The organism is Enterobacter sp. TCD1-1 (assembly GCF_020567405.1).
Classification (GTDB): Bacteria; Pseudomonadota; Gammaproteobacteria; order Enterobacterales; family Enterobacteriaceae; genus Enterobacter; species Enterobacter quasiroggenkampii.
This window is the reverse complement of record NZ_JAJCXF010000001.1, coordinates 329,248-343,811: the sequence shown is the minus strand read 5'-3', so window position 1 is coordinate 343,811 and position 14,564 is coordinate 329,248. Positions and strand designations below refer to the sequence as shown.

14 protein-coding genes are annotated in these 14,564 nt (G+C 58.2%); 7 read left to right on the top strand and 7 right to left on the bottom strand.

The window, feature by feature from the left end; translation table 11 throughout:
* The first annotated feature begins 547 nt into the window (after positions 1-547).
* The 3 genes from citR (at position 548) to LJA86_RS01640 (ending at position 3,438) form a co-directional block, all read left to right on the top strand.
* Positions 548-1,447 carry a DNA-binding transcriptional repressor CitR gene (gene citR / locus LJA86_RS01650; RefSeq protein WP_045909601.1) on the top strand — a complete coding sequence of 300 codons (900 nt, stop codon included), beginning with the start codon at positions 548-550 and terminating at the stop codon, positions 1,445-1,447.
* 156 nt (positions 1,448-1,603) lie between these two features.
* Positions 1,604-2,827, top strand: coding sequence for a phosphoadenosine phosphosulfate reductase (locus LJA86_RS01645; RefSeq protein WP_167212156.1), 1,224 nt, complete (start codon positions 1,604-1,606; stop codon positions 2,825-2,827).
* On the top strand, positions 2,812-3,438 hold the full coding sequence (locus tag LJA86_RS01640) for an IbrB-like domain-containing protein (protein ID WP_045909603.1): 627 nt from the start codon (positions 2,812-2,814) through the stop codon (positions 3,436-3,438). The genes LJA86_RS01645 and LJA86_RS01640 overlap by 16 nt, the downstream gene beginning before the upstream one ends.
* Here LJA86_RS01640 and LJA86_RS01635 read toward each other — a convergent pair whose 3' ends face one another.
* On the bottom strand, positions 3,439-4,599 hold the full coding sequence (locus LJA86_RS01635; protein ID WP_045909604.1) for a pyridoxal phosphate-dependent aminotransferase: 1,161 nt from the start codon (positions 4,597-4,599) through the stop codon (positions 3,439-3,441).
* Positions 4,600-4,722: 123 nt separating this feature from the next.
* Here LJA86_RS01635 and LJA86_RS01630 point away from each other — a divergent pair, with 123 nt between their 5' ends.
* The 3 genes from LJA86_RS01630 to LJA86_RS01620 are packed head-to-tail and all read left to right on the top strand — an operon-like array spanning position 4,723 to position 6,562.
* Entirely contained in the window at positions 4,723-5,337 is a 615-nt protein-coding gene (locus tag LJA86_RS01630) for a methylthioribulose 1-phosphate dehydratase (protein ID WP_023618408.1), read from the top strand.
* Entirely contained in the window at positions 5,334-6,023 is a 690-nt protein-coding gene (gene mtnC / locus LJA86_RS01625) for an acireductone synthase (RefSeq protein WP_008501009.1), read from the top strand. The genes LJA86_RS01630 and mtnC overlap by 4 nt, the downstream gene beginning before the upstream one ends.
* Positions 6,020-6,562 carry a 1,2-dihydroxy-3-keto-5-methylthiopentene dioxygenase gene (locus LJA86_RS01620; RefSeq protein ID WP_229225487.1) on the top strand — a complete coding sequence of 181 codons (543 nt, stop codon included), beginning with the start codon at positions 6,020-6,022 and terminating at the stop codon, positions 6,560-6,562. The genes mtnC and LJA86_RS01620 overlap by 4 nt, the downstream gene beginning before the upstream one ends.
* 96 nt (positions 6,563-6,658) lie before the next feature.
* Here LJA86_RS01620 and LJA86_RS01615 read toward each other — a convergent pair whose 3' ends face one another.
* On the bottom strand, positions 6,659-7,129 hold the full coding sequence (locus LJA86_RS01615) for an SRPBCC family protein (RefSeq protein WP_048226066.1): 471 nt from the start codon (positions 7,127-7,129) through the stop codon (positions 6,659-6,661).
* Positions 7,130-7,171: 42 nt separating this feature from the next.
* The gene (gene mtnA / locus LJA86_RS01610) at positions 7,172-8,188 is read right to left on the bottom strand and encodes an S-methyl-5-thioribose-1-phosphate isomerase (protein WP_229225485.1); all 1,017 of its coding nucleotides are present in this window, start codon (positions 8,186-8,188) and stop codon (positions 7,172-7,174) included.
* Positions 8,189-8,292: 104 nt separating this feature from the next.
* Here mtnA and mtnK point away from each other — a divergent pair, with 104 nt between their 5' ends.
* Positions 8,293-9,492 carry an S-methyl-5-thioribose kinase gene (mtnK, locus tag LJA86_RS01605; RefSeq protein WP_229225484.1) on the top strand — a complete coding sequence of 400 codons (1,200 nt, stop codon included), beginning with the start codon at positions 8,293-8,295 and terminating at the stop codon, positions 9,490-9,492.
* 103 nt (positions 9,493-9,595) lie between these two features.
* Here the strand turns inward: mtnK and LJA86_RS01600 are convergent, their stop codons facing one another.
* The 4 genes from LJA86_RS01600 to LJA86_RS01585 form a co-directional block, all read right to left on the bottom strand.
* The gene (locus tag LJA86_RS01600) at positions 9,596-10,837 is read right to left on the bottom strand and encodes an LVIVD repeat-containing protein (protein WP_229225483.1); all 1,242 of its coding nucleotides are present in this window, start codon (positions 10,835-10,837) and stop codon (positions 9,596-9,598) included.
* Positions 10,838-10,930: 93 nt separating this feature from the next.
* A complete protein-coding gene (locus LJA86_RS01595; protein ID WP_048026943.1) occupies positions 10,931-11,995 on the bottom strand; it encodes a sugar ABC transporter substrate-binding protein in 1,065 nt (354 codons plus the stop codon).
* A 19-nt stretch (positions 11,996-12,014) separates the two neighbouring features.
* Positions 12,015-13,010 (bottom strand): ABC transporter permease, encoded by a 996-nt coding sequence (locus LJA86_RS01590; RefSeq protein WP_229225481.1) that lies wholly within the window; start codon positions 13,008-13,010, stop codon positions 12,015-12,017.
* On the bottom strand, positions 13,007-14,509 hold the full coding sequence (locus tag LJA86_RS01585; protein ID WP_229225478.1) for a sugar ABC transporter ATP-binding protein: 1,503 nt from the start codon (positions 14,507-14,509) through the stop codon (positions 13,007-13,009). Before LJA86_RS01585 ends, LJA86_RS01590 begins: the two co-directional genes overlap by 4 nt.
* Between the last annotated feature and the right edge of the window lie 55 nt (positions 14,510-14,564).

Below are 14,564 nucleotides of genomic sequence, written 5' to 3'. Positions count from 1 at the left end.
TTAACGGAAAGCCTGAACGTAAAAAGGCCGCCCTGGTGGGCGGCCCTAATACCTGAACTTTCCACAGGAACTTTCAGTGCCAGCCTGGACTGGCGTTGCGTTGCGCTCTACATACCTTATATCAGGCCGTAACAGCGGTTTGATTACAGCACCGGTTTTCAGTTTGGGCAATCCGTCACGCCGGCATTCCGGCCTATGGCTGCGATAGGTTTTACCGAATAACGCCCGCGTCTGCCCGACATAACGAGAGAATTAATAATGAGAATGGATTGCAATAAGTGGTCAGACTGGTAGCCAGCGCTAAAGTGGCAATAATGCGTCACAGCAAATGTATAACCGGGAGTGCTTATTTGAGAACAACGCCGCACGTTTTAAAGATAAAAATATCTTAATAACGGCTGAAGTTCTATTTCAATAATCCAGCCTCGTGATATATTAAGCTTGAATTCAAAATATAATAAGCAGGTTAATCACAAGGATTGTAAATGATTAACTTCGAACTATAGTTATCAGTTATGAGATGACAACAACACACTCAGGATGATCCATGGCAAATCTTTATGACCTTAAAAAATTCGATCTCAATCTGTTAGTCATTTTTGAGTGCATTTATCAGCACCTCAGCATTAGCAAGGCAGCGGAAACACTCTATATCACGCCCTCTGCGGTGAGCCAGTCCCTGCAACGCCTGCGTACGCAGCTGAATGACCCGCTTTTTATTCGTTCAGGTAAAGGCATCACCCCGACGACCGTGGGGATCAACCTGCATCATCATCTGGAAGAAAACCTTAACCATATTGAGCAGACCATCAATATCCTGAATAACGCGCAGATCAAAAAGAGCTTTGTCATCTACTGCCCGCAGATTCTGGTCCAGGGGCGATTGGGCGACCTGCTAAGGTCTCTGCTTGCGGACGGAAATTACGAGATAGAACATAATGATGTGGTCTTATCGCCTGAGTCGGCCGAGGATCTGCTCGCCTACCGCAAGGCCGATCTGGTGTTTAGTTTTGCGCCGGTTAACAGCCGCTCTATCGTCTGTACCCGCTTTATCCAGTTTTCGGCACAGCTGGTCTGCTGCAAAGAGCACCCCCGCCTTGGCGATAGCGCAACGCTTGAGGAGCTCTGCCAGGAAAAATTCACGCTGATGCGCAGCCAGGAGAACGGCATAAAGGACTTCCAGCAGCAGTCGAACGTACTCCTTCCGGAACGGAATTTCTGCTTCCGCAGCGACTCGCTGATTTCGATTATGAATATTATTGGCATGAGTGATTTAGTCGGTTTTGTTCCAACCGCAATGTTTGAGCGATATAAAGACATTCTCAACCTGAAGCGCGTCGCCTTGCCTTTCACGGTTCCGAAATTAGATATTTTTATGCTATATAATCGTTCAGCGTTAAACAGCAGCGTGTTTTCGCAATTCATTGAAAAGATCGAAGCGGAATAATTTCCGATATTGCCCGAATACTTTTTAATTACATTTGGGCAACAATCCAGGCATGGATAAATCGCATTATTCCGGTTTCGCTTTAATATCTTTACTATTCATGTTTAATTAGCGTAAATAAAAGCCCCGACAGTCATCCTCAGGAAGAGATTGCACATGTCACTGTATAAACATCCCCTGCAGCTTAACGTGCTGGAGGCCGCGCAGGCGCGCATCGACTGGACGTTCGCCACTTTTTCCCGTATCTGCGTCTCCTTTTCCGGCGGCAAAGACTCCACCGTCATGCTGCATCTCACCGCGCAAATGGCCCGGGCGCAAAAGCGAAAAATCAGCGTGCTGTTTATTGACTGGGAGGCGCAGTTCTCCTGCACCATTGAGCACGTTAATGCGCTACGCGAATGCTACCGGGACGTCATCGAGCACTTTTACTGGGTGGCGCTTCCGCTGACCACGCAGAATTCGCTCTCACAGTATCAGCCGGAATGGCAGTGCTGGGCGCCGGGCGTGCACTGGGTGCGCCAGCCGCCGGAAGATGCCATCACCGCTGCCGATTATTTTGATTTTTACCAGGCGGGAATGACCTTTGAAGCGTTTGTCCGCTCGTTTTCCGACTGGTTTGCCCTGCACCGGCCGGCAGCCATGCTGGTGGGCATCCGCGCCGATGAATCCTACAACCGGTTTTTGACCATCGCCAACAACCGCAAGCAGCGCTTCGCGGACGATAAGCCCTGGACAACCACCGCTCCCGGGGGGCACGCGTGGTACGTCTATCCTCTCTACGACTGGAAAACCGCAGACATCTGGACATGGTTTGCAAAATCCGGGTGCAGCTATAACCCGCTCTACAACCTCATGTTTCAGGCGGGCGTCCCGCCGCGGTATATGCGCATCTGCGAACCCTTCGGCCCGGAACAGCGCCAGGGGCTCTGGCTCTATCACGTTCTCGAGCCCGAGCGCTGGGCCGCGATGTGCGAGCGCGTCAGCGGCGTGCGCAGCGGCGGCATCTACGCCGGGCAGGACAACCATTTTTACGGCCACCGCAAAATCCTCAAACCCGGGCACCTCGGCTGGCGCGACTACGCCATGCTCCTGCTGGACAGCATGCCGCAAAACACGGCTGAGCATTACCGCAATAAAATCGCGATCTATCTGCACTGGTATCAGAAGAGAGGCATGCCGGATATTCCCGAGACGCAGGAGGGCGATATCGGCGCCAAAGACATCCCCTCATGGCGCCGTATTTGTAAGGTTTTACTTAATAATGACTACTGGTGCAGGGCGCTGTCGTTCAGCCCAAATAAACCCAAACATTATCAGCGCTACAGCGACAGAGTGAAGGCGAAACGCAAGGAGTGGGGCATTTTATGCGACAAAGAATAATTACTGAGATCGAAACGTACCTGCAGTCACTTTCCGAAGAGGATCGGATTAACGCCATCAATGCCTTTCGTGAAGCGATCCATCGACACAGTCCTTTTCGTGAGCAACCGATAGACTGCGTGCTCTGGATCAAACAGGACGCGATTATCGCTAACGACTACAACCCCAATAACGTTGCCCCTCCAGAAAAACGGCTGCTCACCAGGTCGCTGGAACTCGATGGCTTCACCCAACCTCTTGTCGTAACGGAAAGTGAACCGCAACATTACGAAATTGTGGATGGTTTCCATCGCCATGAAATCGGCAAAAATCGGGCGGCGTTAAAGCGCCAGCTCAAGGGATATCTCCCCGTCACCTGCCTGCGCCAGGACCGACAGGAAAAGCATGACCGTATGGCCGCCACGATCCGTCACAACCGGGCGCGGGGTCGGCACCAGATTAACGCCATGTCAGAGATCGTGCGCGAACTGGCACAGCTCGGCTGGAATGATGAGCGAATTGGCAAAGAGCTCGGAATGGACAGCGACGAGGTGCTGCGCCTCAAGCAAATCAACGGTCTGCTGGCGCTGTTTGCAGACCGTCGCTATTCCGAAGCCTGGACGGTGAAATAATCAGAGCGTATTCAAACGCTCTGCCGCCGCCAGCAGCGTCGATTCCTGCTTGGCAAAGCAAAGACGGATCAGCTTGTGTGGGAAGGGATCGGCGCAGAATACCGACAGCGGAATGGCGGCCACCCCCACCTCTTTTGTCAACCACTGGCAAAAGCTGACGTCATCCAGATCGGAAATCGCGCTGTAGTCCGCGAGCAGGAAATAGGTTCCTTCAGACGGCAAAATTTCCAGGCGGCTTTTACTCAGCGCCGTCACGAACAGATCCCGACGTTCACGGTAGAAACGCGGCAGCGCGCGATAATGCTCGGGCTCCGCGCGCAGCATATCCGCCAGCGCCAGCTGAGCCGGCGTGTTCACGGCAAAGGTCAGGTACTGATGCACCTTGCGCAGCTCAGCGCTAATGGCGGCCGGTGCGACGCAGTAGCCCACTTTCCAGCCGGTCATATGGTAGGTCTTACCGAACGATGAGACGGCGATAGCGCGCTCGCGAAGCTGCGGATGGGCCAGCACGCTGGCGTGTCCCTCTTCTGCAAAGCAGATGTGCTCGTAAACTTCATCGCTCAGCACGTAAATTTCACGTTCAGCAATGGCCTGCCACAGCGCGGCGAAGTCCGTTTTCTGCCACACCGTCGCGGACGGGTTATGCGGGGTATTCAGGATCACCAGACGGGTTTTATCACTCAGCAGCGCAGCAAATGCCTGCCAGTCAGGGCGGAAATGCGGTGGCTGTAACGCCACGCGTTTCACCACGCCGCCGGAAAGTTCAACCGCAGGCGCATAGCTGTCGTAGCTCGGGTCAAAGCAGATCACTTCATCGCCCGCGCGCACCAGCGCGGTGATGGCCGCATACAGCGCTTCGGTCGCCCCTGCCGTCACCGTGATGTCGCTGTTCGCATCGGGCTTATGACCATACAGCTCAGCCGTTTTGTCGGCAATGGCTTCCCGCAGCGCCTGTACGCCCGTCATTGGCGCATACTGATTCGCCCCCTGCGCCACGTGATACGCTAAACGCGCCTGCAGATAAGCCGGGCCGTCGAAATCCGGGAACCCCTGCGAAAGGTTAATGGCGTTGTGCTGCTGCGCCAGAGCGCTCATCTGCGTAAAGATGGTGGTACCGAGATTGGGTAGTTTACTTTGCGGAATCAAGGCGTTAATACTCATTATGTTGTGCCTGCTTGTAATACTTATGTTGCTGCCACTATAACACGATGTTAGTCTTTGGCAATCAAGACGCTTAGACGTCTAAACAATATGAATATTCCTGTCCGAGAGGGTAAAAGGAAAATGACAGACAACCTGCAACTCACGCATCTGGTCGACGCCTGCCGCTGGATCGGTGCCAAAGGCTGGGCGCCCGCTACCGGCGGTAACATGTCGGTGCGTCAGGACGAACATCTCTGCTGGCTCAGCGAATCCGGCAAAGACAAAGGTAGCCTCACAACCGATGACTTTCTGCAGGTGGAGATCGCCACCAACCGCGCGCCGTCCGGTCGTAAACCGTCGGCGGAGACCGGGCTGCACACGCTGATTTATCGTCTGTTCCCTGAGGCAAACGCCGTCCTGCACGTTCACACGGTTAACGCCACGGTGCTGTCCCGTCTGGTCAAAGAGGCCGAGCTCAACATCAGCGGCTTTGAGATGCAAAAATCCCTCACCGGACAGACCACGCATCTGGACACGGTGGCTATCCCGGTCTTCGATAACGACCAGGATATTGACGCCCTCGCCTCGCGAATCGCCCATTACGCGCAGGAACGTCCGCTTAATTATGGTTTTCTTCTGCGTGGCCATGGCTTAACCTGCTGGGGACGCGATGTGGCCGAAGCCCGCCGTCATCTGGAAGGACTGGAATTCCTGTTTGAATGTGAAATGCGTTTACGACAACTGGAGAGAGTATGATTCGCGCGATTGTGACGGATATTGAAGGGACCACCAGCGATATTCGTTTTGTCCATGATGTTTTGTTCCCCTATGCGCGTGAGCGGCTGGCGGCCTTCGTGACCGCTCAGCAGTACGCCGAGCCGGTGAAATCCATTCTGGACAACCTGCGTGATGAAATCGCTAACCCACACGCCAGCGTCAGCGAACTTATCGACGCCCTGTTTGCCTTTATGGATGAAGACCGTAAATCCACTGCGCTTAAAGCGCTGCAGGGGATCATCTGGCACGACGGCTACGTCAACGGCGACTTTACCGGCCATCTCTACCCGGACGTGCTGCCCGCGCTGGAAAAATGGAAAGCGCAAGGGATTGATCTCTATGTTTATTCCTCTGGCTCCGTCGCTGCGCAGAAACTGTTATTTGGCTACAGCGACGAAGGTGATATTACTCATCTGTTCAGCGGCTATTTCGACACCCACATCGGCGCCAAGCGCGAGGTGCAGTCTTATCAGAACATTGCGGCGCAAACGGGCATAGCCCCGTCGCAGATCCTCTTCCTCTCCGATATTCATCAGGAGCTGGACGCGGCTGAACAAGCAGGTTTTCGTACCCTGCAGCTGATTCGCGGTGATGATGACGGCGCAAGCCACCACCATCAGGTCCACCAGTTTGACGAGATTAACCCGGAGCAGATCCCTTCATGAGCGCATTGACCATTTATTCCGACAAAGACGCCAGTCAACACCAGTGGCACAGCACTGACGCCGCCGAGATTGCCCAACAGCTCAACGCGAAAGGCGTGCGGTTTGAACGCTGGGCGGCGGATCGCGATTTAGGACACGATCCCGCGCCTGAAGCCGTGATCGCGGCGTATCAACATGCTATCGACAAACTGGTCGCAGAGAAGGGTTACCAGAGCTGGGACGTGATCAGCCTGCGCGCCGACAATCCGCAGAAAGACGCGCTGCGCGCGAAGTTCATGAACGAACACACCCACGGCGAGGACGAAGTACGCTTTTTCGTGGAAGGCGCGGGCTTGTTCTGCCTGCACATTGGCGATGAGGTATATCAGGTGCTGTGCGAGAAAAACGACCTCATCTCCGTGCCCGCGGGCACGCCGCACTGGTTTGATATGGGCTCAGAGCCAAACTTTACGGCGATTCGTATTTTCGATAATCCGGAAGGCTGGGTGGCCCAGTTTACCGGTAACGCCATTGCGGATGCGTATCCGCGCCTCGCTTAGGTGAAAGCAAAACGGCAGCTAGAGCTGCCGTTTTTAGTGTTTGCTCCCTCTCCCTGTGGGAGAGGGCTGGGGTGAGGGCATCAGGCCGCTCGAGCTTCAACGCTTCAATCCCTTCACATACTCCACCAGCTGATCCAGCACTATCCCCCACCCTTCGTGGAAGCCCATCTGCTCGTGCTGCTCGCGGATTTCCTTCGTGGGGTGGCGCGCAATCGCCGTATAGCGGGTTTTGCCCTCGCCCACCTCTTCCAGCAGCAGGATCGCCGTCATAAACGGCTTCTCGGCCGGTTTCCAGCCTTCGGTATAGCCGTCGGTAAAGACCAGCTTTTTTCCCGGGTCGATTTCAAGGAACACACCCCGGTTATCCATCCGCTGACCGTCCACCTCAAACACGGTGTTGAACCGTCCGCCCACGCGGAGGTCGAGGTCGCATTCGGTCACCTTATGGGGAGCAGGAATGAAGAAGTTTTTGATATGCTCGGGCGTAGTCCAGCAGAGCCACAGCAGGTCGCGCGGGGCATCCACCACGCGCTCCAGTTTTAAGTCTGTTTCAGGATCGAGCGTCACGATATTGTCCTCTTAAGGGAACCCCTTAAAGGATAGCCGGACTCAGGCGAATTTGCCGTTTGCCACCGCTTCCGGTGTGACCACACCCGTATCCAGCACCCAGCCGCTAATCAGCGAGGCGGGCGTTACGTCAAACGCCGGGTTATAGACCTGCGCGTTTTCCGGCGCCCACTGCACCGCGCCAAAGCTTCCGGCGACGCCCGTCACCTCGCTGGCGGCGCGCTGCTCAATCGGGATCGCGTCGCCGTTGGGGCAGTCCGGGTCGAGGGTCGTTTGCGGCGCGGCCACGTAGAACGGAATGCCGTGGAATTTCGCCAGCACCGCCAGGGAATAGGTGCCAATCTTGTTCGCCACGTCGCCGTTGGCGGCAATGCGGTCTGCACCCACCCACACGGCGTCCACCTGCCCTTTCGCCATCAGGCTGGCGGCCATGGAGTCGGTAATCAGCTGATACGGCACGCCCAGCTCGCCGAGCTCCCACGCGGTCAATCTACCGCCCTGCAGCAGCGGACGGGTTTCATCGACCCAGACGTTGCTGACCTTGCCTTCCTGATGCGCGTGAGCAATCACCCCCAGCGCGGTGCCGACGCCCGCCGTTGCCAGCCCGCCGGTATTGCAGTGGGTCAGCAGGCGGCTGCCGGGCTTCACCAGCGCGCTACCCGCTCTCGCAATGGCGTCACAGAGTCGTTTGTCTTCGTCGATCAGGCGCAGCGCCTCGGCGACCAGCGCCGGAACATACTCTTCCTGCCACAGCGCCAGCTTCATGCGGTCAAGGTTGTTCATCAGGTTCACCGCCGTCGGGCGGGATGCGCGCAGGGTTTCCAGCGCAACCGCCAGCTCGTCACGGCTTTTGCCGTTTTCCGCCAGCAGCGCCAGCAGCAGACTTGCAGAGAGACCGATCAGCGGCGCGCCGCGCACCCGCAGGGCGTGAATATGCCCCACCAGCGCCTCTACCGTTGAGGCATCCAGCCAGCGTTTCTCCTGCGGAAGGGCCTGCTGGTCGAGAATAAAGAGCTGATTATCCGCTACCCGCAGGCTGGTCGTCTGTAATGTCTGCATGTCGTTAATTCCCTGTTGCGTTGTTGTAGCACATTGTGTCAGGATGAAGTCCAGATGTATAGACGTCTACATGTCTTTATTAGCAAACCCGTGAGGAGCAGGCCATGTCGCAATACCGTACCTTTACCGCTCAGGACGCCGTGGAATATGCCAGGCAGTTTGGCGGCCTTGACGATCCTTCATCGCTGGTGGAGGCGCAGGAGGTAGGCGACGGCAACCTCAATCTGGTGTTCAAAATCTTCGACAGCGAGGGCGTGAGCCGCATCATCGTTAAGCAGGCGCTGCCCTACGTGCGCTGCGTCGGCGAGTCCTGGCCGCTGACGCTGGACCGCGCCCGTCTGGAGGCACAAACCCTGGTCGAGCACTATCGGCACAGCCCGCAGCACACCGTAAAAATCCACCACTTTGACCCGGAACTGGCGGTGATGGTGATGGAAGATCTCTCCAGCCATCGCATCTGGCGCGGCGAGCTGATCAATAATAATTATTACCCGCAGGCGGCGCGTCAGCTGGGTGAATACCTCGCGCACGCGCTGTTCCACACCAGCGATTTCTACCTGCACCCGCACGAGAAAAAAGCGCAGGTGGCGAAATTCATCAACCCGGAGATGTGCGAGATCACCGAAGATCTGTTCTTCAACGATCCGTACCAGATCCACGAACGCAACAGCTACCCGGCCGAGCTGGAAAATGACGTCGCCGCGCTGCGCGACGACGCCCAGCTGAAAATTGCCGTGGCCTCCCTGAAGCACCGTTTCTTTTCTCAGGCTGAAGCCCTGCTGCACGGAGACATTCACAGCGGCTCGATTTTTGTGGCCGACGGCAGCCTGAAGGCCATCGACGCCGAGTTCGGTTATTTCGGGCCGATGGGCTTTGACGTCGGCACCGCCATCGGCAACCTGCTGCTGAACTTCTGCGGCCTGCCGGGGCACCTGGGCATTCGCGATGCCGCCGCCGCCCGCGAGCAGCGCCTGACCGATATTCAGGAGCTGTGGAACACCTTCGCGGAGCGCTTCCAGGCGCTGGCACACGAGAAAACACGCGACGCCGCGCTCAGCGCGCCGGGCTATGCCTCCGCCTTCCTGAAAAAGGTCTGGCATGACGCCATTGGATTCTGCGGCACCGAGCTGATTCGCCGCAGCGTCGGGCTTTCCCACGTCGCGGATATCGACACCATTCAGGACGAGGCGATGCGCCACGAATGCCTTCGCCACGCGATAACGCTCGGCAAGGCGCTGATTGTGATTGCCGACCGTATCGACAGCGCGGAAGATCTGGTGGCGCGGGTACGGCAGTACAGCTGAGTGCCGGCTTTGTGCCCGGTGGCGCTGCGCTTACCGGGCCTACGATTCTGATTTTCTCCCTCTCCCTGTGGGAGAGGGCCGGGGTGAGGGCATCAAACCGCTCTCATCCCAAATACTCAATCACCGACAACCCGCCGTTATAGTCCGTGCTGTAGATAATTCCCTGCGCATCCACGAACACGTCACACGACTGGATCACCTGCGGGCGATTCGGGCGGGTATCCATCATTTTCGCCGGCGCGGCAGGCACCAGCGCCCCCGTTTCAACCGGACGATACGGATTGGAAATGTCATACGCGCGCACGCCCGCATTCTGATACGTGGCAAAAATCAGCGTGGAGCTGACAAAGCTCCCCGGCCGGTTCTCGTGCAGGTTGTGCGGCCCGAAATGCGCCCCTTTCGCCACGTAGTCAGTTTCGTCCGGCTGCGGGAAGGTAGAGATGCTTATCGGGTTCGACGGCTCGCGGATATCAAACAGCCAGATCAGCTTCTCCCCGTCCTCCTGGTTGTCGAGCACCGCTTCATCCAGCACCACCAGCAGATCGCGGTCCGGCAGCGGCAGCGCGGTGTGCGTGCCGCCGCCAAACGGCGGACTCCAGTTACGGTGGCTAATGAGTTTAGGCCGGGTACGCTCCTTCACGTCCAGCAGCGTCAGGCCGCCGTCGCGCCAGCTGCCGTACGCAGTATCGCCGGCAATAATCGCATGGTGGAGCGCGTAGCGTTTCCCTTCCGGCCAGTTCGGCAGTTCACCTTCGGCCTGGTTCATCCCCGGCAGCCACCAGCGCCCTGCCACCTCAGGCTTACGCGGGTCGGCCAGATCGATCGTCAGAAAGATGTAGTCGGTAAAACCGTCGATCAGCGCCGACACGTACGCCCAGCGGCCACCGACGTACCAGATGCGGTGAATGCCAATCCCGCTCAGCGACAGAAAGCCGATTTCGCGCGGCCTGTCCGGCGTGGAGATATCAAACACGCGCAGCCCGGCGCTCCAGCCTTTGTCCTGCACATCGCGGACAGTCTCCCCCACCTGCCGGGTGTAGTAGACCTTTTCGTCGGCAAAGCGGGCATCGGCAAAAAGATCACGGGCGTTGATGACCAGCAGCAGGTCATCATGCGCCTGCAGATGCACGTTCCAGGTGCCGGGCGGCGCGGGCACGTAGCCCACCGCTTTCGGGTTTTTCGGATCGCGCACGTCGACAATCGAAAAGCCCTGCGACACCATATGGCCGATATAAGCGAAACCGCGGTGCACCATCAGTTGCACGCCGTCCGGGCGACCACCCTGATCGCTATGGCCAATCAGCCGCATGTTGCGGCTGTATTCGGGAGGGGGTAAATGAGTCACCTTGAGCTCCTTTCGCCCGGTGGCGCTGCGCTTACCGGGCCTACGGGTGCGAAATGTAGGCCGGGTAAGGCGCAGCCGCCACCCGGCTGGGTTTTATTTATTCTTCGCTTCCAGCGTCGCAAACCACGGCGCGATAAAATCTTCCGTCTGGCCCCAGCCCGGGATGATTTTCCCCAGCGACGCCACGTTCACCGCACCCGGCTGGGCGGTCAGCAGCGCCTGTGGAATAGCGGCCGCCTTAAAATCGTAGGTCGCAGGCGTGGCTTCCCCGGCAATCTTGTTCGCCACCAGACGCACGTTGGTCGCGCCAATCAGCTTCGGATCCACCGCCACGCTCACCTTCCACGGGCTGCCCGGCTCGCGCATCAGCTGCAGATCCTGGTTGGAGATGTCGATGCTGTAGAGTTTGATCTCGGTACGGCCGTTCTCTTTCAGCGCTTTGTAGGCGCCCTGGCTGAAGGCGTCCCAGGTTCCCCAGATGGCGTCGATTTTACCTTTCGGGTATTTCGCCAGAATCGCACCCACCTTGTTGGCGGTGTCGCCCTGCACGTCAGAAGAGACCGCGCCGATAGACTCCAGCTCTTTGATGTCCGGGTACTGTTTTTGCAACTCTTTATACGCCGCCTGACGACGCTCCATCGGCGGGAAGCCCGCCACCCACAGCTTGACGATATTGGCCTTGCCGTTGAAATCTTTCGCCAGTTGGCCGAAGGAGAGGTTCGTCAGGGAGGCATCGTCCTGCTGGGTGACGGTCACGCCCGGGATCTCGCCATTAACCGCCGTATCAAATACCGCGACCTTAATCCCGGCGTCCACCGCCTTCTTCACCAGCGCGGTGGAGTACGGATCGCGGCCCTGAGACAAGATAATCCCGTCGTACTTCTGGCTGATGGCCTGGTTCACGAAGTCCTGGAATTTGGCGTCGTCCCCGTTGCTTAAAAAGGTGCTGACCTTAAAGCCAAGCTTCTTCCCTTCCTGAATGGCCCCGGCAATAAACTGCGTGGTGTTGTCGTCTGAGCCGAGGTTACGGATCACCGCGATGCGGATCGGGCCGTCATGGTTGGCAATGGCCGCCGGAAGCGGTGCGGGCGTGGCCGCGAAGCCAGGCAGAGCGGTGAATAACCCTAATGCCACCAAAGAGAGTGCAATCTTTTTCATTTTTTATCCCGTTGTGTTGTCAGCGTTTTTGTATGTACGTAATCGCCAGCGCTACCGCGAGCACCAGCCCTTTTATAATGTCCATGGCATAATACGGCACGGAGAGCATCACCAGCCCGTTCGACAGCACGCCGAGAATAACCGCCCCGACCAGGGTCCCCAGCGCATTCGGCTTGCCGGACCCGGCCAGCGAGAAGCCAATCCACGCCGCCGCTACCGCATCCATCAGGTAACCGCCGCCCGCGTTTACCTGCGACGAGCCAATGCGCGAGGCCAGCAAAATCCCGCCCAGGCCCGCCAGCAGGGAGGCAATCACGTAGGCCGCCACCTTGTAGCGGGTGGTGCGAATCCCCGAGAGACGCGCCGCTTCCGGGTTACCGCCAATGGCGTACATCCGACGACCGTGAGTGGTGAGCGACAGCCCCAGCTGCGCCAGAACCGTCACCACCAGCATGATGATCACAATCGTCGGCACCTGCCCCAGCAGGCTGAACGTCGCAGGGATGGCGCCTTCCGCCATGTCACCGCTCGGCAGCACCATGTTCTCGGTAATCGACCCGCCGTAGCTGTAGGTCATCGCCACGCCCTGGATCACAAACAGGCTGGCCAGCGTCGCGAGCATGTCCGGAATGCGCAGGATGACGATCAGAAAGGCGTTAAACAGACCCACCAGCGTGCAGAGCGCGAGGGTGATCAGAATCGACTCGGTGGTGCCGAAGCCGTGCCAGACGAAAAGGGAAATCACCAGCGCGTTCGCCAGCGACGCGGTCGATCCTACGGAGAGATCGAACCCGCCGATGGTCAGCGATATCGACACGCCGATAGCTATCACCGTCACGATGGCAATCGAACGCAGAATATTGATGATGTTGTTTGGATCGAGGAAGCTGTCCGACGCCAGGCCAAAGACGGCCACCAGCGCGACGACGGTTAACAGCATGCCCCACTTGTAGAGAAAATCGAAAATCTGCTGACGGCCAGACACCGTCGCGTTTACTGAAAGGGCCTTGCTCACGACGCCGTTCCTCCGGTTGAATAATAAAGTAGTGTCTCTTCACGGGCCTCGGCCCCGGCGATTTCCGCCACGATGCGCCCGTCCCACAGCACGCAGATGCGGTCGCACAGCCCGACCAGCTCGGCAAATTCGCCGGAGGCGTAAATCACCCCTTTGCCCTCACGCGCCAGGCCGTCAATCAGCTGGAACAGATCGGTTTTGGCCTTCACGTCCACGCCTTTGGTCGGCTCGTCGAAGATCAGCACGCTCGCGTCATTGCGCAGCCACTTGCCGATGGCGACCTTCTGCTGGTTGCCGCCGGACAAACGTCGCAAAACCTGCCCGGGACCGCGGGCGCGCACGCCGACGCGGGCGATCACCTCCTCCGCCCAGCGCCACGCCTGACGATGGCCGAACAGGCTCCAGCGCGAGAAGCTGTTATCGGCGCACACGGCAAGGTTCATGCTCACCGGCTCGTCGATAAAAATGCCCTCTTTGCGCCGCTCTTCCGGCACCAGCGCCAGGCCGCGCAGCACCGAGTCCGCCGGGTCGCGCGGCTGCCAGGGCTGTTGATTCAACTCACCGCGCGACACACGGCTTTTGCTGGCGCCAAACAGCGCCTTGCAGAGTTCGGTTTTGCCCGCGCCCGCCAGCCCGGCAATACCGAGAATTTCGCCCTTGCGCAGGTGCAAGGAGATATCTTTCAGCAGCGCGTCGTCGTGCAGCCCTTCTACCCGCAGCAACGTTTCGTCGCCGTGCGGCGGCCGCGCGGGCGGGTAGATATCGCTCAGCACGTGGCCGAGCATCTTCTCGACGATCGCTTCGCCGCTGAGATCGGCCATCGGGCCGGACTCGATCAGCTTGCCGTCGCGCAGCACCGTCAGGGTGTCGCAGATGGCCTTCAGCTCGTGAATGCGGTGGGAGATAAACACCACGCCGATGCCCTGCTGCTTTAACCGTCTTACCACCGCAAACAGACGCTCGCTCTCGTGCGCGTCCAGCGGCGCGGTGGGCTCATCAAGAATCAAAAAACGGCAGTGATGGGACAGGGCGCGCGCCAGCAAAATCTGCTGCTTTTCGGCAAGCGTGCAGCTGTCGATGGAACGGCGGACGTCCAGCGTAACGTCCAGCTGCGCCAGCGCCTGTCTCGCCTGCTGGCGGATCGCGCGCCAGTTAAAGCGATGCCCCGGTTGCGCCAGCTGGTCGAGCATGATGTTCTCGGCGATGCTTAACCCCGGGATCAGCGCCACGTCCACCTCCTGCTGCACGAGGTGGATCCCCAGCCGTTTGGCATCGAGCGGCTCGCGGATGCTTACCGGCTGGTTATTAATGGAGATTTCGCCCTCATAGTGGTCGTGCGTCCCGCACAGCACCGCCATCAGCGTCGATTTCCCCGCGCCGTTGGCGCCGGTCAGCGCATGTACCGATCCGCCGGTTAAGGTGAAGTTCACGCGCGACAGCGCCTGAAAGCCGGAAAAGGCCAGGCTGATACCGCGCATCTCAAGGCGACTGGAAACCATCCGCGTAAATCCTTCATAACTCTTCTGATTTATCGAATTTTTCACAGCTCCGGTT

Coding starts and splice junctions, on each gene's coding strand:
- LJA86_RS01585 (WP_229225478.1), bottom strand. CDS start 14,509: ATGGTTTCCAGTCGCCTTGAGATGCGCGGTATCAGCCTGGCCTTTTCC.
- LJA86_RS01595 (WP_048026943.1), bottom strand. CDS start 11,995: ATGAAAAAGATTGCACTCTCTTTGGTGGCATTAGGGTTATTCACCGCT.
- mtnK (WP_229225484.1), top strand. CDS start 8,293: ATGTCGCAATACCGTACCTTTACCGCTCAGGACGCCGTGGAATATGCC.
- mtnC (WP_008501009.1), top strand. CDS start 5,334: ATGATTCGCGCGATTGTGACGGATATTGAAGGGACCACCAGCGATATT.
- LJA86_RS01620 (WP_229225487.1), top strand. CDS start 6,020: ATGAGCGCATTGACCATTTATTCCGACAAAGACGCCAGTCAACACCAG.
- LJA86_RS01635 (WP_045909604.1), bottom strand. CDS start 4,599: ATGAGTATTAACGCCTTGATTCCGCAAAGTAAACTACCCAATCTCGGT.
- citR (WP_045909601.1), top strand. CDS start 548: ATGGCAAATCTTTATGACCTTAAAAAATTCGATCTCAATCTGTTAGTC.
- LJA86_RS01640 (WP_045909603.1), top strand. CDS start 2,812: ATGCGACAAAGAATAATTACTGAGATCGAAACGTACCTGCAGTCACTT.
- mtnA (WP_229225485.1), bottom strand. CDS start 8,188: ATGCAGACATTACAGACGACCAGCCTGCGGGTAGCGGATAATCAGCTC.
- LJA86_RS01630 (WP_023618408.1), top strand. CDS start 4,723: ATGACAGACAACCTGCAACTCACGCATCTGGTCGACGCCTGCCGCTGG.
- LJA86_RS01645 (WP_167212156.1), top strand. CDS start 1,604: ATGTCACTGTATAAACATCCCCTGCAGCTTAACGTGCTGGAGGCCGCG.